The 26536-nt window shown below is 41.6% G+C and carries 20 protein-coding genes; 8 read left to right on the forward strand and 12 right to left on the reverse strand.

Annotated features, from left to right (window positions below; all coding sequences use genetic code 11):
* Positions 1–49 precede the first annotated feature (49 nt).
* The 6 genes from ACKLNX_RS05595 to ACKLNX_RS05620 all read right to left on the reverse strand — a co-directional run bounded on the left by ACKLNX_RS05595 (position 50) and on the right by ACKLNX_RS05620 (position 8712).
* The gene (locus tag ACKLNX_RS05595; protein ID WP_412971575.1) at positions 50–1267 is read right to left on the reverse strand and encodes a 2Fe-2S iron-sulfur cluster-binding protein; all 1218 of its coding nucleotides are present in this window, start codon (positions 1265–1267) and stop codon (positions 50–52) included.
* Positions 1264–1983: a PepSY domain-containing protein gene (locus ACKLNX_RS05600; RefSeq protein WP_412971576.1), complete on the reverse strand. Its 720-nt coding sequence runs from the start codon at positions 1981–1983 to the stop codon at positions 1264–1266. Before ACKLNX_RS05600 ends, ACKLNX_RS05595 begins: the two co-directional genes overlap by 4 nt.
* Positions 1984–5127, reverse strand: a complete 3144-nt coding sequence (locus tag ACKLNX_RS05605; RefSeq protein ID WP_412971577.1) for an efflux RND transporter permease subunit — start codon at positions 5125–5127, stop codon at positions 1984–1986. It lies immediately after the preceding gene.
* Positions 5124–6743 carry an efflux RND transporter periplasmic adaptor subunit gene (locus tag ACKLNX_RS05610; protein ID WP_412971578.1) on the reverse strand — a complete coding sequence of 540 codons (1620 nt, stop codon included), beginning with the start codon at positions 6741–6743 and terminating at the stop codon, positions 5124–5126. Before ACKLNX_RS05610 ends, ACKLNX_RS05605 begins: the two co-directional genes overlap by 4 nt.
* Complete coding sequence (locus tag ACKLNX_RS05615) at positions 6743–8227, reverse strand: TolC family protein (RefSeq protein ID WP_412971579.1); 1485 nt, start codon at positions 8225–8227, stop codon at positions 6743–6745. Before ACKLNX_RS05615 ends, ACKLNX_RS05610 begins: the two co-directional genes overlap by 1 nt.
* A 131-nt stretch (positions 8228–8358) precedes the next feature.
* Positions 8359–8712: a hypothetical protein gene (locus ACKLNX_RS05620; RefSeq protein WP_412971580.1), complete on the reverse strand. Its 354-nt coding sequence runs from the start codon at positions 8710–8712 to the stop codon at positions 8359–8361.
* 548 nt (positions 8713–9260) lie between these two features.
* Between ACKLNX_RS05620 and ACKLNX_RS05625 the strand changes: the two genes are divergently transcribed.
* The 4 genes from ACKLNX_RS05625 to ACKLNX_RS05640 all read left to right on the forward strand — a co-directional run bounded on the left by ACKLNX_RS05625 (position 9261) and on the right by ACKLNX_RS05640 (position 13775).
* Positions 9261–9506 (forward strand): YHYH protein, encoded by a 246-nt coding sequence (locus ACKLNX_RS05625; protein ID WP_412971581.1) that lies wholly within the window; start codon positions 9261–9263, stop codon positions 9504–9506.
* Positions 9507–9651: 145 nt separating this feature from the next.
* Positions 9652–10542 carry a VacJ family lipoprotein gene (locus tag ACKLNX_RS05630; RefSeq protein WP_412971582.1) on the forward strand — a complete coding sequence of 297 codons (891 nt, stop codon included), beginning with the start codon at positions 9652–9654 and terminating at the stop codon, positions 10540–10542.
* The gene (locus tag ACKLNX_RS05635) at positions 10535–12955 is read left to right on the forward strand and encodes an efflux RND transporter permease subunit (RefSeq protein WP_412971583.1); all 2421 of its coding nucleotides are present in this window, start codon (positions 10535–10537) and stop codon (positions 12953–12955) included. Before ACKLNX_RS05630 ends, ACKLNX_RS05635 begins: the two co-directional genes overlap by 8 nt.
* 205 nt (positions 12956–13160) lie before the next feature.
* On the forward strand, positions 13161–13775 hold the full coding sequence (locus tag ACKLNX_RS05640; RefSeq protein WP_412971584.1) for a YceI family protein: 615 nt from the start codon (positions 13161–13163) through the stop codon (positions 13773–13775).
* Here ACKLNX_RS05640 and ACKLNX_RS05645 read toward each other — a convergent pair.
* From ACKLNX_RS05645 to ACKLNX_RS05665, 5 genes are all read right to left on the reverse strand, one after another.
* Positions 13753–16785 carry a DUF3857 domain-containing protein gene (locus ACKLNX_RS05645; protein ID WP_412971585.1) on the reverse strand — a complete coding sequence of 1011 codons (3033 nt, stop codon included), beginning with the start codon at positions 16783–16785 and terminating at the stop codon, positions 13753–13755. The genes ACKLNX_RS05640 and ACKLNX_RS05645 overlap by 23 nt on opposite strands.
* 91 nt (positions 16786–16876) lie before the next feature.
* Positions 16877–17083 carry a YheU family protein gene (locus tag ACKLNX_RS05650; RefSeq protein ID WP_412971586.1) on the reverse strand — a complete coding sequence of 69 codons (207 nt, stop codon included), beginning with the start codon at positions 17081–17083 and terminating at the stop codon, positions 16877–16879.
* Positions 17080–18132 carry a hydrolase gene (locus ACKLNX_RS05655; protein WP_412971587.1) on the reverse strand — a complete coding sequence of 351 codons (1053 nt, stop codon included), beginning with the start codon at positions 18130–18132 and terminating at the stop codon, positions 17080–17082. The genes ACKLNX_RS05650 and ACKLNX_RS05655 overlap by 4 nt, the downstream gene beginning before the upstream one ends.
* Complete coding sequence (locus tag ACKLNX_RS05660; RefSeq protein WP_412971588.1) at positions 18125–18736, reverse strand: TIGR02444 family protein; 612 nt, start codon at positions 18734–18736, stop codon at positions 18125–18127. Before ACKLNX_RS05660 ends, ACKLNX_RS05655 begins: the two co-directional genes overlap by 8 nt.
* Positions 18736–20679, reverse strand: coding sequence for an ATP-binding cassette domain-containing protein (locus tag ACKLNX_RS05665; protein WP_411695266.1), 1944 nt, complete (start codon positions 20677–20679; stop codon positions 18736–18738). Before ACKLNX_RS05665 ends, ACKLNX_RS05660 begins: the two co-directional genes overlap by 1 nt.
* A gap of 203 nt (positions 20680–20882) precedes the next feature.
* Here ACKLNX_RS05665 and ACKLNX_RS05670 point away from each other — a divergent pair, with 203 nt between their 5' ends.
* Both ACKLNX_RS05670 and ACKLNX_RS05675 read left to right on the forward strand, forming a co-directional pair.
* Positions 20883–21086 carry a YheV family putative zinc ribbon protein gene (locus tag ACKLNX_RS05670; protein ID WP_411695267.1) on the forward strand — a complete coding sequence of 68 codons (204 nt, stop codon included), beginning with the start codon at positions 20883–20885 and terminating at the stop codon, positions 21084–21086.
* Positions 21087–21310: 224 nt separating this feature from the next.
* The gene (locus ACKLNX_RS05675) at positions 21311–22069 is read left to right on the forward strand and encodes a substrate-binding periplasmic protein (protein WP_411695268.1); all 759 of its coding nucleotides are present in this window, start codon (positions 21311–21313) and stop codon (positions 22067–22069) included.
* A 44-nt stretch (positions 22070–22113) separates the two neighbouring features.
* Here the strand turns inward: ACKLNX_RS05675 and ACKLNX_RS05680 are convergent, their stop codons facing one another.
* Entirely contained in the window at positions 22114–24048 is a 1935-nt protein-coding gene (locus ACKLNX_RS05680; protein WP_412971639.1) for an alpha-amylase family glycosyl hydrolase, read from the reverse strand.
* Positions 24049–24326: 278 nt separating this feature from the next.
* Between ACKLNX_RS05680 and ACKLNX_RS05685 the strand changes: the two genes are divergently transcribed.
* Together ACKLNX_RS05685 and ACKLNX_RS05690 are read left to right on the forward strand one after the other, a co-directional pair.
* Positions 24327–25199 carry an ROK family protein gene (locus ACKLNX_RS05685; protein WP_412971589.1) on the forward strand — a complete coding sequence of 291 codons (873 nt, stop codon included), beginning with the start codon at positions 24327–24329 and terminating at the stop codon, positions 25197–25199.
* Between the two features lie 250 nt (positions 25200–25449).
* Positions 25450–26532, forward strand: a complete 1083-nt coding sequence (locus tag ACKLNX_RS05690; RefSeq protein WP_412971590.1) for a LacI family DNA-binding transcriptional regulator — start codon at positions 25450–25452, stop codon at positions 26530–26532.
* The last annotated feature ends 4 nt before the right edge of the window (positions 26533–26536 follow it).

A 26536-nucleotide genomic window follows, 5' to 3' on the forward strand; every position in this document is an offset into this window, starting at 1 on the left:
CTGTAGCAAGGATGACGATGCTGTAGCAAGGAAAACGGTTCTTACAATTCTAAAATAAGCTATGCAAACTTATACAATCCACCTCTTTTAGGTGATGCTGACAAGCTAAGCGATATCCAAAATCCAAGTCAGAGTCTTTAATATGTTTGCGGTCTGCTTGCGTTATTGGTATATCAGTACTGCCTTTAAATTTGCATGTTCCACACTCGCCTCCTCCGCCACATATCGCCTGAATATCAATATCATTATCGAGTAAACCAGCAAGAACGGTTGAGTTCGGATGAGCCTTTATCGAAACCGATTCAGCATTTTTTGCTCCTTTAGTTTGTGCTACTTGAATCACAAAATGTTTATCACCTGTAAACCAAGTAATTTTAAGCTGACCATCCTTGAATAAACGACCTAAGCACCAGACTCCTGTACCTGCTAACAAAAGTGTGAGTAGCGCGAAAATTTTAATGAACCAATTATTGAAGTTGCCTTCCTGCGTATAATCCATAAAGTGCAGCATTAACAACAAATCACGCCACCTTGTGACTTCATTAACATGCGCAATTACCTGCCCTGTTTGCGCTCTTATATAAATACTGGTTTGCTCTGGGTCATTTAAATTAACCTGCCAAACAGCATTGCGTTCTCTGGCTAAGTCTTCGATAGGTGGGTGAAGCAGTTGGGCACTCTCTTTAGATTTGAACTGAGTTAGTGAGTTTTCGTCGTTAGACCATGATAGTCCATTTAATGCTACGCCAAGAACTTCGTCCGGTGATTTATTTGACAACCTTGCCACATATTCTTTATGTGATTGAAAGGCCAAGGCGTAAATTAAATCCTCATTCTTTGATGCCAATTTAGGGTTACTCAAATCGATCAGTTCACCACTAAGCGCATCAACTAGCCTGTAATCAGAAGCTTCAAAGGCATGTGCTCCTGCAGCTAATTTTATCTCGTAAACAGGATGGTTTAACAAATAAGTTAGCCTTACTTGCGTCGCAGATGGGAAATCTTTTAGCAGGCTATTCATGCTGACGAATGGCTGGGGGAGTTTGTTGTTCTCCTCATTTATCTGTTCACTTTCTTGTTCATTCTCCTGCACATCGACCTGTTCATAAAAATGAGCCATCGATTTAGAACTTTGATGAAGTAAGGTATCCCTTCCACCAGCAGTATTTGAATCGACCTTCCCCAGCAAAAATCCAGTCGCAAGCCATATCAGCAATTGTGCAAAAACAACAAGTGAAACCCATTTATGAATTTGCTTGAAACTCATATCCCAGCCTCTGTAACATCATTCTTAAAAAGGCGAAAAGCAAGTAGCACAAGACCAGACAACGCAGCCAACAAGCCACTAACGCTGAAGATATTCAAAAGTAGATTATTGATATCTTCACCTTCATAGTAATCCATAATATGAAGGCGCCAGAACAAATCGAAAGCACGCCAAGTATTTTGCCTAACGGTAAGGACTTTACCAGTTGAATTGCTGATATATAAAGTAGGCGAATTTACGCCAACAAATTCCACTCGCCATAATGGTAAAGCGCGCGAACCTATCTCACTCGGAGGGTTTTTTGTAATGAGTTCTATGTCGGCAATTTCTCTTGCTTCAGCTAAACTGGTGAGGGCAATGTGAGCGGCCAAATTTTCAGTGATTTTTTCAATGGCTTTCCCCGTGTTAGCATCAATTAACTTGGGCCCATTTAACTGAAATCGATACACAACCTGATCACCTAGCCACCCTAAAGTAACGTTTTTCGCTTCAGGATAATTAGAGAGTAATTCATTAATATCATAGCCAATCGCATCGTTAGATTGATTGGCTTGATTGGCGGAAAAAGTCGGTTTCTTGGTGCTCAATATGTCTTCACCATGAATGCTATGAATATCCACTAGCACCATGTACAAACCACTGAGCGACCATATAAGAAACTGTAAACCAACAAACACCATAAGCCATCGGTGGTATCGGCGAAATAAGGCTACCATTTAAAAACCACCAAACTGCTTCCTTAACTGCATTCGTTTCCATATTAAATAGATCACAGGCAGGATTAGCAAGGTTAAAAGCAATACACTTACCATACCGCCAACCATTGGCGCTGCAATTCTGCTCATCACTTCAGAGCCAGTTCCTACTCCATACAGAATAGGTAACAAACCAATGATGATGGTCGCCGCTGTCATCATCACAGGGCGCACTCTAAGCGCTGCACCGTTCAATACTGCTGAGAACAGCTTATCCGCCGTAGGATCTATTCCTCTCTCTTTGCAGTCCGCTAGCATGCTATTGAATGCTTGATTCAGGTAAACCAACATGATCACCCCAATTTCAACTGCGACTCCTGCTAGCGCGATAAAGCCGACACCTACAGCCACTGAAAAGTTAAATCCTTCCCAATATATCAACCAAATGCTACCCACCATTGCTAAGGGAAGCGTCCCCATGATCATGACAACCTCAGTGATGTTTTTGAAGTTTAAATACAACAAGACAATGATAATCATCAAGGTTAAGGGCAAGACATATGTCAGCTTTTCTTGGGCCCTTAACATGTACTCATATTGTCCAGACCAGGTAATCGAATAACCCGCTGGTAAGTCAAGCTGCTCGTTGACTGCTGCCTGCGCCTTCGCAACATAGCTTCCCAAGTCAATATTCTCTATATCAATGAAGACCCAACCATTAGGCCGTGCATTTTCACTTTTAATCCCAGGAGGACCGTCCTCGATAAACACATTCGCCACATCTGCGAGTGCGATACGCTTGCCTTGCGGAGTAACAATAGGCAACAATTCCAAAGCTTCAGGCGAAGAACGATAAGATTGTGGATAGCGAATATTTACAGGGTAGCGTTCGAGCCCTTCAACGCTTTGTGTCACATTCATGCCGCCCACTGCACTCGCAATGATTGACTGCACATCTGCTATGTTTAAACCATATCGCGCAGCTTTTTCGCGTTGAATATCTACTTTGATGTAGCGGCCGCCAGCCACTCGCTCAGAATAAACTGAGGCAGTTCCTTCAACCTTGCTAAGTATTTTTTCAATCTGCTGGCCAATTTGTTGGATCTCATTTAAATCACGCCCACCAATTTTGATGCCTACTGGCGTTTTAATACCGGTAGCTAGCATATCAATACGGGTTTTAATCGGCATGACCCAAGCATTGGTTAAGCCCGGGATATCCAACAGACTATCGAACTCTGCTATTAAATCCTCAGTGCTCAGTCCGGTACGCCATTGCTCTTTTGGCTTCAGTTGAATAAAGCTTTCAATCATCGTTAGAGGAGCAGGGTCGGTTGCAGTATCAGCGCGGCCAACTTTTCCGAAGACCGTTTCTACTTCTGGGATGGTATAGATGAGCTTGTTGGTTTGCTGCAATATCTCTCTGGCTTTGCCAACTGATACGCCTGCATAGGTTGTGGGCATGTACATCAAATCGCCCTCATCTAAAGGCGGAATAAACTCACTGCCTATTTTGCTCACTGGCCAAAACCCCACTACCAATATAATCAAAGCGGCAAGCAACGTCGTTTTAGGGAAGCTCATAAGCGTTTTTAAAGCCGGTAAATACAACCATGACAGAAAACGATTAACGGGGTTTTTATGTTCAGCTAGAATTTTTCCGCGAATAAAATAACCCATCAGCACCGGAACTAAGGTGATCGCTAATATTGCGGCGGCAGCCATGGCGTATGTTTTGGTATAAGCCAAGGGAGAGAACATACGTCCTTCTTGCGCCTCTAAGGTAAACACAGGTAGAAAACTGACAGTAATGATCAGCAGGCTAGAAAACAAGGCGGGCCCGACTTCACTCGCCGAATCTATAACTATCTGCCATCTGTTTTCCTTGGTTAGAGGCGTTTTTTCGATGTGTTTGTGCATGTTTTCTATCATCACTATCGCACCATCCACCATAGCGCCAATCGCGATAGCAATGCCACCTAAAGACATGATATTTGCGTTAATGCCTTGCATATACATGATGATAAAGGCAACTAGGATACCCACCGGCAGCGTGATGATGGCGACCAGTGATGAACGCAAATGGAAGAGAAAGGCCACGCACACCAAGGCAACGACAATAAACTCTTCCAGAAGCTTCATGCTTAAGTTGTCCACAGCGCGCTCAATTAATGCGGAACGATCATAGACAGGAATAATTTCTACCCCGTCAGGAAGCCCTTTCTTGAGCTCTTCTAGTTTGAGCTTCACTGCATCGATGGTTTGCTGTGCATTCTCGCCAAAGCGCATCACAACAATACCGCCGACCGTTTCCCCTTCACCATTAAGATCCGTCACGCCACGACGCATTTGTGGGCCAACGACTACTTCAGCAATGTCTTTGATTAATATCGTGACGCCATTATCGTTAGTACTTTTGCCTAGGGGAATGTTCTCGATATCTTGCTTGTTTTCAATATATCCCGTTGTGCGAACCATATATTCTGCTTCTGCAAGCTCGACAACTGAAGCGCCTATTTCCTGATTACCCTGCTTAATCGCCATTTGCACATGTGACAATGGGATCCCATAAGCACGCAATTTGTCGGGATCAATTTTGACTTGATACTGCTTTACCATACCACCGGCTGTAGCGACTTCAGACACACCTGCGACGGTTTGTAGTTCATACTTTAAGAACCAATCCTGGAGGCTTCGCAATTCGCTAATATCGTGTTGGCCAGTTTTGTCAGCCAGAGCATAGATATAGACCCAGCCCACACCCGTTGCATCGGGCCCTAATTGAGGCTTGGCACTGTCAGGAAGATTTGGAGTTACTTGCGATAAATACTCAAGAACTCGGCTTCTTGCCCAATATAAATCAGTAGCATCATCGAAAATGACATACACATAGGAATCACCAAAAAACGAAAAGCCTCTCACGGTTTTAGCGCCCGGCACAGATAGCATCGCGGTAGTGAGCGGATAGGTAACTTGGTCTTCCACAACTTGTGGCGCTTGTCCTGGATAGCTTGTTTTAATGATCACCTGTACATCAGATAAATCGGGTAAGGCATCCACTGGCGTGTTTTTGAGTGTAATTAAACCGCCGCCAATGACAATGAAAGTGCAAAGAAGCACAAAGAATCGGTTGAAGACCGACCATCTAATAATCGCTGCTATCATGGCTTCACACCTATTACTTCGAACATACCTTTATCTGGTTTACTTATTTTAACTTGCAAACTTGTGCCTACTTTAAGCTTTGCAAAATCCACACTTTCAGCAACTGTGAAGTTCATGGTCATGCCCGGCATTCCCCAGTCGTCAATATCACCATGTGTGAGGCGAACCATTCGCTCATCTGGCATGGCTTCATCAACGGTTGCTTCTACCCATGTAGGCTCGCTCATTGATCCCATACTCATACCGCCACCATGCATAGAGGACATATCATCCGTGTCGTCCATATCCATATCCATATCCATATCCATATCCAAACCATCATCGTCTGACATTGCATCCGATGAAGGCAGTTCACCTCCGATGCGCGTAAAGTCTGAGCTAATGCTACTTTCAGAATCCAGTAAAAATTGAGCTGAGGTGACCACTTTGTCCCCGTTCATCAAACCAGCTAGGATTTCGGTAAAGCTTCCTGCTTCCGTTTCAACCACATTTCCAATGCTAACTTCAACGGATTTAAACTTACCTTCTCCAAGCGCGAGAACAACACGATTTTGAGATCCAGTGCGAATAACCGCCTCTGAAGGCACCGCAACATTAGGCTCATTCATAGAAGAGAGTTGAGTGAAAATACTGATTTGTGCGAACATATTCGGCTTTAAGAAGTACCCTTCGTTATTGAATTTTAATCTTAGCCTTAAGGTACGAGTGTTAGCATCCAGCGTTGGGTAGATGTAATCCACTTTTCCTTCCCACGTTTTACCCGGCAGATAAGCCATTGTCATTGTTACAGGTAAATCTAATTTCACTAGATTTGATTGTCGCTCAAACACTTCAGCATCTACCCATACTTCATTCAAACCCGCTATAGACATTAAGGTCATGCCTGGCTTTACGTAGAAACCTTCACGAATATTCAAGTTGTCGATAAAGCCTGTTTGTGGCGCTGTAAATACAACTGTTTGTTGTACTTTTCCTGATGCAACTAGTTGCTTAATCGCCTTTTCAGGCATTTGCAAAGCTTGTAATCGAGAGCGCGCAGCGGACATCAAATTGCTGTTTTGACGTTTAAGCGCCAGTAAAAACTCTTCCTGTGCATTAACCAATTCAGGTGAATATAAAGCATAAAGCGCGTCGCCTTTTTCAACATATTCGCCTGCCGACTTTACGTTTAACACTTCAACCCAACCTTCCACTCTAGGATGAACATGAACCAAAGTGTCTTCGCTATATTGTACGTAACCTACGGTGTTTATTGTCGTATCGAGTGTTCTGCGTTCGGCCAATGCAGTTCTTACGCCTAAATTATTCACAACATTTGGATTAATTTTAACTGTGCCCGGGCTGTCTTCACTATTGGCATCATCGGCATATACTGGTACTAGATCCATGCCCATTGGAGATAAGCCGGGTTTGTCCTTGCGAAAATTTGGGTCCATAGGAGCAACCCAATACAAGGGTTCTTTTTCTTTACTGGCCGACGGCTCATGAGTCTCGTCACCTTCAGTATCCATAAACTTCAACGCCACGATCAGTAAAGTAACGCCTACTGCCAAGCCGGTCGCAAGCAATACATCTTTAAGGGCATATTTTTTACTTGTATCGTTTGTATTGCTCATTACTGCTCTCCTACTTTTACTTCGTTTAATGCTTGCTCATTCATTGAATGCTGTTCTAATTTTTTCTGTCCTAATTTCTTCTTTTCTGGGTTTTGCTGCTCTGCGCGATAGTCGTTGGTGAAGAAATAATTAAGCTCAACTTTCGCCTTAAGCAAATCAACTTCAATGTTCAACACATCAATACGTGCATTTAAATCATCAATACGAGCACGCACTACATCTGAAAAATCACCGTCATCATTGGTATAAGCCGTAAGTGATGTTTCTGCTTGCTCTCTGGTTTGAATGAGAATGTGATTTGCATACAACTCTTGGCGCTTGAGCAGCCTTTGGTATCGGTCCCAACTAGATTGCAATTGCGAAATCAAACTTCTTAGCGCTAGCAATTTGTCTGTTTTGATTGCTTCCGCTTCTTGAACCGCAGCGGAAACTCTTTTGTCCTGGGCACCTTGTGTAAATATGGGCAAATCGAATGTGACACCCAGAGAAAGAAAGTCGGCGCGGCTGCGACCTAATTGGTCGTCTGCTCGGTGGGCGTAACTCGCATTTACGCCCCATTGAGGTTTATAAGCTTGCTTGGCTAGGTCGATACCTGTTTCGCCGGCGTTAATGCGTTGCTCAATAGCGAGTATTGCAGGGTGAGCCTTTAATAATTCGGCAAGCTTATTCTGTTCTGCCTTCATCAACGCTTGAATGGCAAATGATGGTAATTTTTCGATGTTCGGTAGTTTGGTTGATACTTTTTTGTGTTGAGCAAAGTTGCTCGTTACTGCGTGCCAATCGTTACCATTGCTAAGCCACTCAAGCAGTTGACTGCCTGCCTGCTCTTTCTGGGACATGAGCGTGTTTAATCGGTCTTCGAGGCGAGTAAGCTCCAGTTGTGCGCGCACAATGTCTTGCTGACGAACGGTACCAACTGCGGATGAATAGCTCGCTTCGACAATATCGGCAAGCTGTTGAAACAACGCTCTATCATTTTCTATTAACAAAACGACTTGCTGCGAACGATACACCTCAAGCCACAGTGAAGATACCGCCACCTTGCTTCGAGCCATTCGATCCTGACGCAACAAGGGGTGCTGTTGTGCTAATTCTTGGAGTTGTTTGCGTTGCATGCCAAGGCTTTCGCCACGAGGAAACTGCTGCGATACACCGGCCTTTAGTTGAGTCATAGGCTCTTGGTCATAGGCAAAACCATCGGTCGGTAAATTTGCCAAGCCAATCGAAACAACTGGGTTCGGCAAAGTATCAACAGCTTCACTGCTATCTAACATCGCTTGTTGACGTAACTCACTGCGCGTCAACCACGGATCATTTTTAACGGCAATAGACAAGGCTTCTGGCAAACTAAGGCCTTGCTCATTCGCGCTCACAACAACGCTAAAGATTGCACTGCTGAACAATATGACAGCCGCAATGCCAGCTTTAAAGGCGGCATCTCTAAAGTTAAATAAGGGCACAAAACCCATGTTTGAACATTTCATTTTTGACTCTTTTTTTAAACATAGCGTTAACGCTATAACTCGTTATTCGGTGTTTACTATCGAATTGCTTGCCGTTTCTGTCATCCAAAAATAGTTATGAAGCTCTGGGCTTCAGTAACGTTCAGACAGATCTAGGCTGCTAAGTTAAAAAGAGATATTGGGGGGCGTTTATGTTGTGGGATGAAGGTATGAAGCAAGCGACTATTTACATCAATTTGTTGTGTGTGTGCATTGCGCTGAATGGTTTGAACATTAAGCTCTATAAGAACAGCTAATGAAAGCAAAGCGACAGGACAATCACATTCTTGCTGACAACATTCATGATCCATCATTGCTTCGCTATCCGACTCATCAAGATCACTCATCATCATACTCATGCTACTTTCGCTACCAAAACAAGGCATTGAAGAAACAGCAAAGGCTTCCCCTGCTTGCGCAACGAGCATGAAGATAATCATTGTGATACTAATGAAGCGATTAAACACGCTGATGAATTCACCTTAAAATAGTTTGCTGTTAATTAAATCGTTTATACGACTTTAAAACTCAACAGAGGTTCAAATTGTTAATATTTAATCAATGCAAAATACAAAGACAAACTAAGTATAGAGCTTTTTTTTCAATTGTGAAAATTATTAGCTATTTAACATGTATCTTATCTGATTGAACATACACCGTAATTTCGCCAACGAGCAACACTAGCGGTTTGCTTCCCTAACTATTTGCAGTAAATTTATCTTGCGTTCATTACTTCGAGCCTGCAAACCGTAAATCGTCTACTAGCTAAGTCCTAGACTATAGCAAGTGGAACTGAGGTCACAAAGCTTACTAACTTACCTTAAAGTCGAATTTTCATTACTTCTAGTCAGCTAATTTGAATCTTGGAGTATCTCTATAGGCTGATTTCGAACGCACATTAATGACTCGGAAACGGCTCTGCACGTACCCTTATAGACCATTTTTTGCTATAGAATATAGGAACAAGTGTCGCTCAATATATGCATACCAAGACTTTATATCAGGAAATGCTGTAGTGCCGACTGATTTAGATGTGTGCAACGGACATACCAGCGTAACGGCTGATTATCCAAATGGTGTTTATCACTACCATGCCTCACTTGACGCATCTAACTTACCAAGCTGTATTTCAGGAGCAGCAGTTAGGGCGCATAGTTCGGCTATTGCCACTTATGAGCTCAATCAAAACAAGCAAGGCATTTGGTCAATTCTTGCTGTACACTTAATATACATTTCACCCACCAGCTTATCCTGGCGTTAATTACAAATTTATAAACTGGAAGTTAAGGTTTCCACTAGCATACCGATTGCTATGGAAAAGCCGATACAAACAATCCCGGTTCTGAATGCAAGGCAATAGGACTGGCTAATAGTTTTCGCAAGAAACGACATTAAAGGAGTAGTCAATGGATTCTAAGCGCGTTAAATGGTCCACTCCAGCATGCTTAGTTTTATTAACTTTACTCATGGGTTGTGTCAGCAAAGCTGAACTTGAGCAACGCCAGAGTCAACTGTTTCAAACTGGTGTAGAGCAAAAACAAGCGACAGCTGAAACTGAAGGATCCATTGAAGTAAAAACGACAAATGGCATTGTCGCTATTGCACCGACTGTTGTGGGATATTCTACTGAACAAATCGACGATCCTTTAGAATCCATCAATCGCCCTATATTTGCGTTCAATCATGTCTTTTATACTTGGGTGCTCAACCCCCTTGCAAAGGGTTATACCACGATTATGCCCGATCCGGCAGAAGTGGCGGTGAGTCAGTTTTTTAGTAATTTGCGCGAGCCTTTAAATTCAATTAATCATCTTTTACAAGCCGACGCTAGTAAAAGCGGCACGAGTTTAGGTCGGTTTTTCATTAATAGTACTATTGGTATTCTAGGTCTGTTTGACCCAGCCACAGAATGGTTCGATATTGAAGTTCAAAAAACTACCTTAAATGATACTCTCACGAGTTGGGATGTTAGCCCAGGTGCTTTTATTGTCATTCCCATCTTAGGGCAAAGTGACCTTAGAAATGGTCTATCTACGTTTACCGAAACCACCTTTGCACCTGTGACTTTTGTTAGTGAGCAACCTCAAACTTTGTATATTCAAACTTACGATGGCTTTCATGAGTTTTCACCAAGGGTAAAAAGTTATGAGACCCTGTATAAAGAAAGTGACGATCCTTATGTGTTTTTCCGCAACATGTATATGCAATCGGTACTGAGGAATAAAGAATATTTAGAACAGCCACAACAACCTGAGTCTGAATCAGGCGAAGAGCAGCAGAGTAAGCTAAATGACTGAACAACGCCCAGTTTGGCAAGCCAAGGCACCTCTGCTAACCGTAATAACTGTGCTGTTGTTAACTCTTTGTTTAGCTTGGTTTGTACAGTATTTTAAAATTGATGCCTCAGCGGAAACGCTTCTAACAAAAGACAACAAACTCTACATTCAAAGCCAAATATTGAATCAAAGGTTTTCACCTAACGAGTTTATCTTACTGGCTTACGAACCCAAACAGCACGATGTTTTCAGTGAAGCAAGCTATAAGGACATACAAAGCCTGAGTGAGAAATTAAAAACGCTGCCTAGGGTAAGATCGGTCATGCATATACTAAACGTGCCCTTGTTGAGCCAAATGAATCAGCTCGATCCAAATTTGGATCCAAAAGAATGGACCTGGCAAACTAAACAATATGATGATCAAACAATGCGTAAGATCTTTGATCAACATCCTATATTTACAGACCTGCTGGTTAATCAAAAAATGTCAGCGACTTCCATACAAATTGTGTTTAAGTCTGATGCACAGTTAAGCAGAATCGAGTCGCAAATTATTGAATTGGATAAAAAACGCTTAAGCGGCAGTTTTACCGACCAAGATGAAGAAAAAGTTGAGCAATTAAAAGCTCAAGCCGACCCCATTAAACAAAAGCTAAACAAAGAGCGTGAACGAGAAATAGAGCAGATCTATGAATATGCTGATTCGGTCAAAGAGAATGCCAATATCTATTTAGGTGGCTCTTACGTCTTAGGTCATCAACTAATTAATATTATCCGCGCCGATTTAAAATTATTTGGTAGTGCAATTGGCTTGGCTATTTGTGTGATGTTGTTTGTTCTATTCAGAAGTTGGCGTTGGGTGATTATTCCTATCGTTTGTTGCGCAACCAGCGTGATAATGACTATGGGGTTATTTGGCATTTTTGATTTGCGAACCACCGTAATTTCATCAAATTTTATCGCCTTACAATTAATTCTAACCTTAGCCATTTGCGTACATCTTATTGTGCAATATCGTCAGCTAGCCAATGATGATCCTGATGCTACTCAGGAACAGCTGGTCAGCCAAACCTTGCGTGACAAAGTTAAGCCTTGTTTTTACGCTGGTATTACTACATCGGTTGGTTTTGGATCGTTGATATTTAGCGGTATACAACCAGTTGTGAGTTTTGGTTGGATGATGATCATTGCTATGTTTGTTTCAATTTGCCTTTCACTGATATTTTTGCCGGCCTTATTATGTTTGTTCAAGCGCAGCCAAAAAGCGGAACCCGGCAAATTTAGCCAACAGTTTCTCAAATGGGTGTCGAATCGCACTTTGAATAATTCAGGTAAAGTGATCGGCGTGTTTGCTGTTCTGACCTTTGTTGCCGTTATAGGGCTATTTAGACTCAGCGTCGAAAATAGCTTTCTCAACTATTTTGCTGAAGATACCAAAGCTCACCAAGAGTTAACTTTTATTGACCAACAGTTTGGTGGCTCAACACCGTTTGACATTATTATTGATGTCCCTCCCGAATTTCGGAAAAAAGACTTAGCCATAAGTGCCAAAGCTGTTCAACAACTGCAAGTAGCGCAAACCATACTTGAACAATATCCTGCCAGTGGTAATGCTACCTCAGTAATCAATTTTACTGAATTAGCTATGAAATTGAACCAGGGCCAGCCTCTGACAGAGTACGAACTGACTGCCATTTATCGATTGGTTGACGATAACTTAAGAGAGAGCTTAATTGGTAGTTATTTTTCAGAAGAGCACCAACAACTGCGTTTAAGTAGCCGAGTTAAAGACAGCACAGAAGGCTTTAATCGCAAAGAGTATTTAGAAAGCATCCGTGCCGACCTCAAAGCAAATGGTATTGAAGAGGACCAATATCAACTGAGTAATTTATTTGTGCTATATCAGGATATATTGCAGCGCTTATTTAACTCACAAATTCTAACCTTAGGCATCGTTTATGTGGCCCTTTTATTAGTAATGTGGATATTGTTTAAACGCTTATCAGTGGCCGTAGTTGCTCTGGTACCAAACGTGATTTGTACCTTAATTATTTTAGCGACGATGGGTTTTGCCAATATCCCATTAGACTTAATGACCATTACCATAGCAGCCATTGCGATGGGTATAGCAGTGGATGATACTATTCATTTTGTACACCACTATTTGCATGGTGATGCGACTCCAGAGTTTGCCGTTAAAAAAGCCTATTTTAGCGTCGGATACGCAATGCTATTCACCACGCTGATCATCTGTGTTGGTTTTGCTCTATTGTCATTTTCAGACTTCGTACCCAGCGTGTTATTTGGTTTGCTAACAGCACTGGCAATGATAGTTGCCTTAGTCACCGATTTAACTTTATTGCCCGCCTTGTTAACACGCTTTATTAGTACAGCAGAAGCACACAAAAGTAGCCAGCAATCATCTGCAAATTAATATGTTAGCGAGCAAGGGTTTATTTTTTACAGCCTTTGCAGTTACATTGACAACCTTTCGCCTTGGTCAGCAGTAGGATAAAGGTTGCTAACAAAAGAAAGCAGGTTTAACACCTGCATTTTTTGGCTTAATTAAAACTATTTTCTTATTTGCCCTGTATAATTAAGATCAAAAAACTAATAAAAGCAGAGGCACCTTTATGTTTATGAAACAAATATCGAACCTGAAAACGGCTAGATCAAAAACAGTGAGTATTTTCACCGTATTAACATTCGTTATGTTTAGCTTCAGCAGTCACGCTGCTCTCACCCTAGATAAGTCTCAATCATCAATTAATTTTATTTCCACAAAAAACCAGCACATCTCCGAGCAACACAGCTTTGATAATTTCTCAGGGCAAATAAGTGACAATGGTGAGTTGGTAATCACTATCGACATAGCGTCATTAAATACAAACATCCCTATTAGAAATGAACGTATGCAAAAAATGCTTTTTGATATGGCAAATTTCAGTACAGCCAAATTCACTGCCATGATCCCAAGTGACTTAAGCAAGCTAAGTGCTGGTGAAATGAAACGAACGACTGTTTCAGGCGACATGATGATTGCTGGTAAAACAGCCACTGTGTCTTTTGATATTATTTTAACTGGCTTGAATAATGGCAGTATCAACGCTACTACCGTTAGGTCGACTATCTTAAACGCCAGTGATTTTGATCTTGATGAAGGTATTGCAGCATTACAAAAAGTAGCAATGCTGCAAAGTATATCGAAAACTGTTCCTTTGAGTTTCAGCGCTACTTTTGCTGCTCCCAAGTAGCTAATAACTTTTTAGCAAATCGTTCATCACCACCATTAACGTTCGAAACATATAATAGGAAGTCGGTATCATCATGCCGTGTAATGGTTATGAAGCTGTTACCTTCTTCCTTTTCATTGTATTCAACGTCAATGCTCTTTACCTCATCGAAGCTTGCGCTTTGTAATGAGAACTTGTCATTTTCATCTACCCAAAATGAGAACACGCGATTTTTCGTGAATCCATTGCCATCTTCTCTAATACTCAGGGAAGCATCACTATAGAAATAAATAATCTCTTCAGTGGGCGGCAGAACTCTTTTACGATACAGGAACTTCTTATCCCAATTCATAAGCTTGTTTTCAGAAACGACTTCATCGCTAGGCAAAACGCCAGAACTAGCGACGGCTGCTAAAATTAAAATAGGCGCAATAATTATCACAAGCAGTACATGCCTAATACGCCACTTTGAGTTGTATTTTTGTGCCCTGGTGTCATGGATATTGAGTCGGTTAATATACTGAACAAATGGAATAAACAATAAAGAAACAATCAAGAATTGGAAGGTGCCAAATAGGCCATCATCGTAGCTAGAGAAAATTGTCGATGCAATTAGGAGGAGAGCAAAGATAACAGCCATCCATGTGGGCAATACTCGGTTTCTTTCAAAGCGCTCAATACTGTCTGCTTTTAGTTTGTTGAATAAAGGATAGAACCAAATAATAGTAAAAATACCGCGAGCAATAGGCATAATATCACTATCTTCTTTCGCTTTAATTGCCTTCCAAGTTCTATATGTCCAATAGCTAGGGAAGATACCCATTGTAAACACACTTAGAATAATAAATTTCGACAAGTTGATCGGATAGAAATGTGTCCCCTCAAAATCAGGGCGCTTACTAGACTCAATTCGCCAAGCAACAAAAATAAAAATAAGTGATAGTGCGTAGAAACCACCGAAACTCCAAAGCACTTTATCAACCAAGTCATCGTCTTCTGTATCGACAACGGCTTCTTCGCTTTGCTCATTAATACGGTACTTGATAATGCCTAAATAAGCTTCATCGCGCATACGCTCTCTAGCTTCTAGGTATTCTTCAATTCTATCTTGAGCAATATGGTCAACCTTGGCTTTGTAGTCGTAGCTTACAGTTAAAATATCATCAGCAAAGCGCTCGGTTTTGGTGAAAACGAAGAAGTCATTGTCTTCAGTAAAATCTGCATCGTCGAATTCCCAAGAGTCGCTTTTAAACTCCAAAATCAGATCAAACTTAATATTGTTTGGATAACTAAATTCCAAAGGCGCATCGCGCTTAACTTGACTCGGTTTGAATACAGCTGAGCGAATTTCATTTGGATAAAAGTCAGCCTCGAAATGCTCTTCCTCTTCCCAAAAATCGGTGATGCGGTATCTCTCTGTTGCTGTGAGGATGCCTTTATTCTCATCATTTGCCACTGACATCTCTGAAACAGCTTCTAGCGATGGGAAAGTGCTTTGGTAATACACTTCATAATTTTTAGAAATTTCCTGCAAACCATCTTTAAGAATTCGCTTTTGCTTAGTTCTGGCCTCATCTCCCTTGTATACAGTGGTGACATCAAAACTCACTTCTTGTGGTGTGTATTTAGGAATTATGTAACGCTCGGTAATATGCAATGACGACTGATCAACCTCAGTTTCCATTCGAGTGAGTGCTTCCTGCTCGGAATCCAAAATTAAAGCATAAGCATAATTTGGTTGATAAATATGTGCTAACTCACCCTCTTGTTTGTTTAAGGTCGGGTCTAACCAATAACGCTTATCTTCATGAATTAAGGTCACAATGACGTGGTCGAATGCATTTACTCGTGGCGGGAGCTCTTTCACTAACTTAGTAATTTCTGTATTGACTAAAGCAGGGTGGGCTTCAATCCCCATCGCCTTCAGGATGGCTATCAGCAGTAGTGTTTTATCCTTGCAATCGCCATAAGCCAAATCGATGGTTTGCTCAGGCGGAGTTGGCATGTGGGAGTTTAGCCCCATTTCAAGACCAACATAACGAATAGATTCTTGGGTGTATTTTAGCGCGGCCGCAATCTGAGCTGACTTCGAGCTATTTTTTCGCATTATTTCATCGGCAATTTGTTTCACGCTATCGGCAGTTGAGGTGAGCTCATACATTGGCATAGCCCAATCTATTACCTGTTGCCAATTTTCAGTTTCGCTAAAATAAACAATGCCGTAGGGGTCATACCAATCAGGCGTTTCTGATGGTTCATCTATAGCCACTTGCTTATCAATACGCAGGCTATACTCAGTAAAACCCTCTACGCTTTGTTCATTGATTACTGGATCAACATTGCGTTTGGTGATCAATAATGGTTTTGCTTTGCCCCATAATACTCTTATATGTTGTTCGTGAACTGGCGTAGACCAACTCACCCGCTTCGCATAGGAGAATATATTTTGATAAACCGGATTTGCTCCGTAACGTGTATAGCTATAATCAATGGTATCGCCAATACGTAAATCATTAATGAGGATGTTGAGTGTGAGTTTGCCATTATAAATCTGACTCTTGAGCTCCGTCTCGCGATTCAATATCGACATCTTTGCACTTGATGTGCGATCAAAACGCTGTCCATCACGAACTATTGTCAGTGAGTGAAAAATGACTTCTTGGTATTCAGGGTCGAAACTAATATTAATTTGAGAGCTGTCAGTAAGCCCCGTTTCATTCACGATTTCCTCTACATAGCGAGTGAATCGTGCGCGCTTTCCATTGGCATCCACTTTTAATTGATTGTCGATGAGTCGGTAAAAGACGCCGCCACGCACATCTTTTTCGTCAGCATTATTGATTGGGCTTACATCGCGCTCAATGACCCAAGCTGCTTTAGCTTGAATATTTACTTTTTCAGAATCCGATGCATTTACGGAAAACGCAGTTAACAGACTGAAAGAGAGAGTTGCGGTAAGAGTCGCAGTAAGAGTTGCAGAGAAAGCAGTAAAACAACAGATGAATTTGAAGAAAGACGGTAGTAAGCGCAAACTAAATCCTTTTAATTTTTATTATTAATGTTTGAACAAGCTAAGTAGCTTTCCAAGTATTTGATGCTATTTTAAATTGATATGCAAGCCTTTAGGGCTTTTGGATAATATTGATACTTTCATGCTCTTCTGAATATTCGATAACAATGTCACCGGCTCTTAGTTGTTCAATAATTTGATCGACTTTTTCCTGAAGACTAATTTCAACTTCACCGTAATCCGTTCCTTCCCGCAAAACGAAGCTTTCTACTAAATTCTGCAGTGTTTCTTCATCTATGGATTCTAAAGGAATAATCATATGCTCAGCTCCGCTTGCTTATTATTTGTAGACAAAAACCTTTGATGCTGCTCAATCATAAAATGGGCTATACGATCCTGTAGCCAAAGTTTAGGGGCAAAAGGCGTGCCTTGTAAAAAGCCGACATGTCCGCCATTTTCGCTCAATTCATAAGCCACTGAGCTTGATAATTGAAGATCGCTCGGCACCACGGCTTCAGTCATAAAAGGGTCATCTTTGGCATGCAAAATCAAAGTGTTCGTTGTAATATTTTTAATCATCGGCATTGCACTGCATTGTGAATAGTAGTCATCAGCACCATCAAAACCGTGAAGTTGTGATGTTACTTTTTGGTCAAACTCTCTGAATGTGGCTATCGCCTTCGCCTCACGCTCATCAATACCCAACAAGTGGCGCATATCAATACGCTTCATCTTATTCACTAAGTTATTTTTCATGCTTTTCAGCAAGTAATACTGATACAAACGCGAGAAGCCGCGCTGCATTCTCAATGCGCATTCGGCCAATAATATAGGTGCAGAAACAGAGACTGCGGCGCAAAGGATCTTTTGCCCTGCGGTGTCACTCAAAAGTTTAAGCAGCATATTACCGCCTAATGAATAGCCAACCGCGAATACCGGTAAACTCGGATAGCGTGCTTTCACATGCTCAATCGTCTGCATTGGGTCAGCAGTTTCACCTGAATGATATGCGCGAGGTGTTAAATTTAGCTCATGACTGCAGCCTCTAAAATGCATCAAAGCAACAATGAAACCGTCGTTGCTTAAGCGCTTCATAAGGTGTCTTGCATAATGAGAATTTACTGAGCCTTCAAGGCCATGAAAGACAACAACGACGCCTTTCGCTTTGTTGGGTGGCGTCTGCTCAGGTAAACACCAAGCAATATCTAGGAAGTCTCCGTCAGGCGTAGCAATTCGCTCATTTGCGGTATTCAGTTCAGGCTTTTTAATTAAGTATCGAGGAAAAATGGTTTGGACGTGTGCGTTTCGAGCCCAGCTTGGTGCTTGAAATTTAGATGGAACGACTTTACCGAATGTGCTTTTAAACATGCTTCCCTAATACCCTAATAAACTTTTCTTGTTGTTCTTTGAACGCACTGCTAGCTTGCTCACTTGTTATCATTAATTCAAAATACAGCTTAAGTGCCGACGATCCATCTGATTGCATTAATGACGACGCACCGCCTTGTTGCGTGATTATTGACGCGTCACTTTGTTGCGAGATACCGACCTCGTTATTCATAACTTCAATTTGCTCACTTGCATCTAAGCGTTTCATAAACGATGCGATTATGAGCTCTTGTTGAGCAGCTTCAAGTGTTAACTCTTCCTGCAAAAGTCGATGATAAAGTTCGTCATTCGTCTGCGAGTTTGGAGAGTCAGCAAGTGGTTTCGCCTTTTTGCGCTTTACTCTGTGTTCCAACAATGTTTCATCTGATAACAAAATATCTTGTCGAATGCTCGCCAACTGTTCTTTACTTAGGTTTGCTCCATGTGAATCACACAGCATGCAAAATAAAAGTAAATTCACGTTATATGCATGGTCGTCTTGTAATTTAAGACAAGCAGTCTTCACCTCATCAAGTGAATATTTTTCCAAAGAATACGCCCAAAATAAAGGAGCTGAAATCTTTGTTTGCCTTGTGCTGTCCATTACTGCGATAGGCTCTTTTCGAACTCAGCCATGGCTACTTCTAATTGTTCCTGCGCATCCAGCCATAACATTTCAGCTTCTTCTAACTCTGCTTTATAACTTGCTTGACTATTTAGTACTTCAGTTAGCCTTTTTTTGTTCTCTGCTTCGTACAATGTTGTATCACTTAATTCGCTTTCGAGCTTCGCGAGTTGCTCATTGCACCTTTCCATACGCTTTTCTTCTTTACTAACGATATCGCGAAATTGCTTAGTTGATTGGCGAAATTCAGCTTCCATTCGTTTGCGCGCTTTCTTATCAATATCACTACCAGGCTTTTGTGCAGAAGTAACACTTTCTGAATTAGTACCAGGATCATCAGAGGATTTATTGCTCGCACTGCTAAACAGCCATTTTTTATAATCATCAAGATCGCCATCAAAAGCGTTTACGCCTCCGGCATCGACTAAGTAAAACTCATCACACACTGAAGAGAGTAAAAAACGGTCATGCGAAACTAATACCATCGCGCCTTCGAAGGCTTGCAAGGCAAAAGTTAAAGCATGGCGCATTTCCATGTCTAAGTGGTTAGTCGGTTCATCCAGCAGTAACAAATTAGGTTTTTGGAACACGACTAATGCCAGCACTAACCTTGCCTTTTCACCACCAGACATTGGTGCGACTGGTTTTAAAGCTTCATCACCATGAAAACCGAACCCGCCCAAATAATCTCGAATTTGTTGTTCAGTTTGGGTTTTATCTAATCTGAAAATATGATCGAAGGCCGAGCTTTGTAAATGCAATAGCTCCACTTGGTGCTGGGCGAAATAACCAATTGTCAGCCCAGCCGAAGTGGCATATTCACCGCGCAAAGGCGTTAGCTCCTCGGCAAGTAACTTAATGAAAGTAGACTTACCCGCACCATTTTTGCCTAACAAACCAATTCGGCTGCCAGGCACAAGATTCATTTTAACTTGCTTCAAAATGATGGTATCGGCGTACCCCACCTGCACTTCATCCATACGAACTAAAGGGTTCGGTAGCTTTTCAGGCGGTTTAAAAGAAAACTGAAATGCAGACGCCTGATGAACCGGCAAAATATCCTGCATTTTTTCAAGTTGTTTAACGCGGCTTTGAGCTTGTTTCGCCTTACTCGCTTTTGCCTTAAATCGCGTGATGAAGGAATTCAAATGGGCTTTTTTGCGCTCTTGCTTTTCATATTCGCTTGCTTGCAAACGCATTCGTTCAGCACGTTGACGTTCATAACTGGAGTAGTTGCCAGAATAACTCACTAAATTTTGCTGCTCAAAACTCACAATGTTATTTACGCAGGCATCAATGAACGATTTGTCATGAGAAATTAGTAGTAGAGTGCCTTTATAGCGCTGTATCCAACTTTCCAGCCAAATTACTGCGTCTAAATCAAGGTGGTTAGTTGGCTCATCAAGCAGTAACAAGTCGGAATCACACAACAGTGCTTGAGCTAAGTTTAAGCGCATTCTCCAACCACCGGAAAAGCTACTCACGGGTAAACTAAGTTGTTCGTTCTTAAAGCCTAAGCCAGAGAGAATTGTTGCAGCTCTAGCTTCTACATCGTAGGCGCCAATTTGCGCAAGTAAATCGTGCAGATGTCCTATTTTATCGCCATCATGGGCTTGCTCAGCGTCCTCCAGTTCGGCTTGTAATTGTCGCAGCCTTGTATCGCCGTCAATAGCATAATCAATGGCACATCGTTCGGTTCCGGGAGTTTCTTGTGCCACTGACACAATATGCCAGCCTTTTGGTACTAAACAATCTCCCATATCTGCTTGCAACTCGCCGCGCAGCAAACCAAACAGCGTTGACTTACCGCAACCATTAGCACCAATGACCCCTACTTTATGACCGGGATAGATCTCAATATTGGCTTGTTTGATCAGTTCTTTTACGCCGCGTTGCAGCGACAAATTTTGTATTTGAATCATTGTTTAGTATTGGCTTCTTAACGAGTTTTGCAGGAAGGCTTCTTGGCATAGGATAACACTCAACAGTCTGGGTCAAAAGCACAATAAAGTCGCCGAATTAGCAAGCTTGAGTTTTTACCGATAATAGGAATGAAATAAATTTTTGTCCTGTTCTTAAGTCATGCGCGTATAATGAGCCAAACACATTAAAACTAGTTAGGGTTATGAGTAACAAAAACCGTAAAAGATTTATCGCTGGCGCAGTTTGCCCACAATGTAAAAACCAAGATTCACTGATGTTATTTTTTGAAAATAATGTCGAGAAGCTCGCATGTGTAAAATGTGATTATACCGATACGCAAACAGACGCGACCGTCACCGCAGTAACAAGAAGCACCGAGAGTGTCATTGGTGTGTTCAAACCGTAAGTTCTATTAGCAACGTTGCCCACGTTTCTTGCCCGTGCTACATTTGCCGACTATAATTCAACGTAGCATCCTGCAGAGCTAAGAATGTGCAAAGCTAAGAACGCGCAGATCTTATGAAGTGCAGAGCTACTGAACTTCGCATTTAAAACGAGGGCGAAAGTTTGTTGTTACGAGCGTTGTGTTTATTTCTATTTCCATTTTGCTTATATGCAAATGAGCAGTCCTTGGTAATCTATACCGAGGAGTTCCCCCCCTATAATTTCTCGCAAGATGGCAAAATAACCGGCATCAATATTAAATTAGTGCAAGCAGCTTGCGAGGAAGTTGGCATTGAATGTGAATTTCAAATTTTGCCTTGGAATAGAGCAATGCGCATGGCAAGAAATGGGCCCAATACAGGACTTGTCTCCACTGCCAGAATACCAGAAAGAGAAAAGTGGTTCAGCTGGGTCGGCCCATTTATCATGAGTCAAAACTGTATTTTCAAACTCGCTAGTCGAACCGATATCCACATTCCGAACTTAGAATCTGCGAAAAATTACGTATTGGGAGGAGGTGCCGATGCGACTACTGCATATAAGGAAACTTTGGATGAGCTAGGCTTTGTTGAAGGTAAAAACTTGAAACGCTATAAAGGAAAGGGCAGTAATATGCGCCCGTTCGCAGCCGGAAGAGTCGACCTCATCATCGATTCTGCCACTGGCATCAAAGTGCGATTGGCTATTGCAAATCTCACATTAGACGATGTCGTTCCCGTTGCTGCAATTGATACGAGTTATTTACTTGGAAATCATTTAGCCTTGCACCCTTCCGTAGATGACAGCCTAGTTAAAAAGCTTCAAGCCTCAATTGAGCGTTTAAAATTATCAGGTGAAGCTGCAAAGATTGAACTTGAGTTTGTGCAACCAATCGCGAAGAGTTCTCCTAATAATGTAGAAACATCGCTTTGGAATAAATGTATGAGGGAGAACGTAATAAATTAAGCTACGTTAGGCACTTATGTTAGTTATACCACTTCATTGCTAATTCAATTCCTGAGCAACCACAACACCTGATAAGGTTTGAGCAACATTTGCTTAGTGCCTGATTGAATTGTTTCGTTAGATATTAAATCGGTGCATGTAGTGTGAAAAAAGCGACTTGTGTCGATGCTCTGTTTTTCTTCACTAAAATTACATACTACGAAAAGTCGACTATCCGGCTTATTAGCATGTCCTGCCAATATTCTTTTATATGCAAAAACATGTTCATTCCCTAGCTCTATAATCTCAGTGAGAGCCTCTCCAAAAACCGGGTACTGCTTTCTAAGGTTTATCATATGCGCTAAACCAGATGAGATCTTGTAGAAATGACTAGAAGGATCCTCACTAAGTATGATGTCTTTGTCATCAATCCCTATTCGATGCACCCATCTGCCGTCATGCGCCTGACTTTTTACTGATTCATAACTGTAGTCGTTTAATAGTCCCAACTCGTCACCTGAGTAGAGCAATGGCACGCCACCAATACTTAAAATAATCGAGTGAATGAGTAAGATACGCTTTATTGCATTGTCGATAAGCTGATGATCATTTTCTTCCAAGGCTTTTTCAAGCCCCGCAAGCGAAGCTAAAGAACCGCAAACTCGGCAATCTCCGGTCACAGGGTTTTCAGCGAAAGCGACGCCTTTAGCAAAACTTCCTTCAAATCGACCTGTGTAAAATTGATTTAAGAAATGACGATGATCATGACTATTGATGCCTAAGCTTGACGCAACATCATCATCGAAGGTCCAACCAATGTCGTCGTGGCAGCGAGCGTAATTCACCCATTCACATTCGCTAGGGATACTAAAACTTTTCTGCATGGAACGAGTAAGTAACTTCGTTTTACGAGTAGCTAGGCTGTTCCAAATTAAGGCCATGAGCAATGGATTGTAAGAAAGTTCACACTCGTCTTTATCAATATATTTGAGTACTTCGTCAGGGTGGACAATGGCTTCCGACTTAAACACAACAGATGGAGAGACTATTTTCAAACAACGATTGAAAGCTTGTATTAGCGCATGTGCTTTGGGTTGATTTTCACAATTAGTTCCCATTTCTTTCCAGATAAATGCCAAAGCATCTAAACGTAAAGCATCACAACCTACGTTGGCTAAAAATAGCATTTCATCAGTAATGGCATTAAAAACCGCAGGGTTTGAGTAGTTGAGGTCCCACTGGAAACTATTAAAAGTTGTCCAAACCCATTTTTGAGCATCGTTGTTGAAAGTAAAGTTACCACGACGGACTTGTGGAAATATCTCTCTTAAATTTTGTTCGTATTGATTAGGAATATCTTTGTTGTCGAACATCCAATAGTAATTTTGGAATTCCTTGTCGCCGCTTTTTGCATATTCAGCCCACTGATGCTCATCTGAGGTGTGGTTGAAAACAAAATCAAGCACAAGATTTATTCCCTTAGCAGAAAGGGCTGAAGCTAAGGCCCTTAAATCTTTCATGTTACCTAACTTTGGGTTAACTGCTCGATAATCGGAAACAGCATAACCACCATCACTGTCACCTTCTGGCGATTTATATAGAGGCATTAAATGAATGTAAGTAACACCAAGTGATTCTAAGTAAGGTATTTTTTCTTGAAGTGCTTGCAAGTCGCCTGCAAACAAATCGACGTAACACGCCATTCCAAGCATATTTTCATCGGAATACCACCTAGGATTTTTGAGCCGTTGCTTGTCTTTCTTTTTCAGTGCCGCTTTACGATCAGAAAGACCTTTTGATAGAATGATGATGAGTTGTTGAAGGTGGAAATGGAAATCATATTGCGTTCCATAAACTGCGTGTAGCAACTCAAAAAGATCGGGGAAGTTATTTCCCAAACGCTCAGTAAATGTCGCATAGTCTGTCTTCGACATATGCGTCAGATCAGTAGTCTGAAGCAACCGGTTTAAGGTCTTACTGCTTTCGTAGCTTATATCCATCAAAAAGAACCCACGTATTTTCGCCATTCAAGTTCAACACACTTAAAACAAGTTAAACGTTTAAGTTTTTGTATAAAGTCCAAATATAATGCTTTGAATGCAGATTATCAAGTAAATTTAACAAGGTATTTACATTAAAATATGAACGTGATACTTTTCAACTTAATCGTTTTAGCTTTTATAACTTGATTGAAAGATCATCCAATAAAATTCACTAAACGTAAACCATACAGCATTCTAAAAGTATTCTAGTTAGTAAGATTAAGGAGTCATATTGGATGAAGTACTATGCCTTAATAGAAGCAGGCGGCACAAAATTTAACTGCGCCATTGCGAATGAGAATCGTCAGATCATCAATGAAGAGCGGTTCGCAACAACTACGCCTGAAGAGACCATTTCCCAGGTTGTTAAGTACTTCGAACAACAACGCAAAGCCGGTTTTGATTTCTCACAACTCGGTTTAGCCTGTTTCGGCCCTTTAGATTTAAATTCAAATTCCGCCAGCTTCGGTTCAATTACCTCAACACCGAAACCCAAATGGTCGAATGTAGATATAAAAACACAATTAGAAAACGCATTGTCATGCTCTGTAGCTATCGATACCGATGTGAATGCCGCTGCGCTAGCCGAATACAAGTGGGGCGCAAGTCAGAGCACGAACGTTAACATTTATGTGACCGTTGGCACTGGCGTTGGCGGTGGTGTGGTTATTAACGGGCAGACTTTGAAAGGTCTGGTGCATCCGGAACTCGGGCACATGTTGATATCTGGCGTTCCAGAAATTAAAGGGGTGTGTCCTTTCCATGGTAACTGCGTTGAAGGGCTTGCTTCAGGAAAAGCTATGTCCGAAATTTGGCAGCAACCTGGGCCTGAACTCGGCGATGATCATCCTGCTTGGGACATCGAAGCAAAAGTACTCGGCAACTTTTGTCACAACTTGATGGTGTCATTTAGTCCACAAAGTATCGTACTTGGCGGTGGTGTTATGGCCAAAACTGGTCTTCTAGAAAAAACGATCGACTATGCTGAGCAATCTTTAAAAAACTATATCGTATTTCCCTACAAGCAAGGCCTGAAGCAAATAATCACTCCCCCAGGCTTAGGTTTGCACTCTGGCCTTTTAGGCGCGTTAGCCTTGCTAATTGAGTAACTAGGTTGTGTCCCTTGCTGTCGCATAGACAGCAGCAACTTGAAAGGCGCTATTTGTGTGAAATAGCGCCTTTCGTCAAAACGGCAAAATGTAAACTAAGCTTTTAAGCAATCCATACTTAAATTTTTTATGAAAGCTTTAAGGTTTTTAGTCTTAATTTAAGTTCCCATTAAAATTTTAAGCGACTATGCGCTAGCAATGATTTAGACTAGCGCCCAAATGCTAATAATCTATATAAGCAACCTAATAAATGAAGAAGAAATTGAATTTAACTGAAGTGGCGAAGCACTTAGGTGTCTCTATAGCAACAGTTTCAAACGCATTTAATCGACCTGACCAACTATCAGAAAAATTACGTGAACGGATCATGACGGAATCGGCTAAACTCGGGTACCACGGCCCTAATTTAGCAGCTCGTTCACTCAGAATGGGCGCCTCAGGCATTATCGGAGTCATGCTTTCTGACTCACTCAGTTACTCCTTCTCAGATCCTGTAGCGAGTCAGTTGCTGCAGGGTATAGCTGAAGTGCTCGTGGAAAATCAAAAACAAATGCTTTTACTATCTAGCGACGTGCATACAGCGGAACAAAGCAGCGCAGAATCATTGCCGGACGGTTTGATTGTTTACGGCACAATTCCTACAAAAACCATGGAGCAAATCCAAAGAATTGGCAAACCTATCGTAATAGTTGATTATCAAGCTAGTAACTTCAGTTCGGTCAATATTGATAATCAATCTGGGGCTTATGCTATCGCTGAGCACGCCTTCACTAACTCCATCAGCAAACAAAAGCTTCAAGAAGACGACGATTCACTCAATACTTCTATTTTAGGTTTAAAACTCATCGAAATACCTCGCGTTTGCCGTCTCACAGAAGATGATTTTAACAATCCACTTCGTCAACTTTCGCAACTTAGATTAAACGGCTATCTCGAAGCTGCTTCTTCACATAATGTAGAGATTACGGCAGAGAAAGTGTGGAATATTCCAATCAATAACCATCACTATGCAGAAATTGCAGCACGCGAAGCACTTATGACCTCAGACCGACCAAGCGTCTTATTGTGTATGAGTGATATTATTGCATTGTCCGCAGTTAAGGTGGCAAAGTCGCTTGGCTTGCGCGTTCCTGAAGATGTTCAAATTACGGGATTTGATGATATTCCTGAAGCCTCTAGAAGCGAACCGGGCATTACAACTATTTGCCAACAAAGTATTGAGAAAGGGCGTGTGGCTGCAAGAATGCTATTAGATTCAATCAAAGATGATGCCGAGACGCAGCATCTTAAATTAGCGACAAGATTAGTCATTCGTAATAGTTGCCCGCAATAATTCG

The organism is Glaciecola sp. MF2-115, from assembly GCF_047250385.1.
In the GTDB taxonomy this organism is placed as follows: domain Bacteria; phylum Pseudomonadota; class Gammaproteobacteria; order Enterobacterales; family Alteromonadaceae; genus Glaciecola.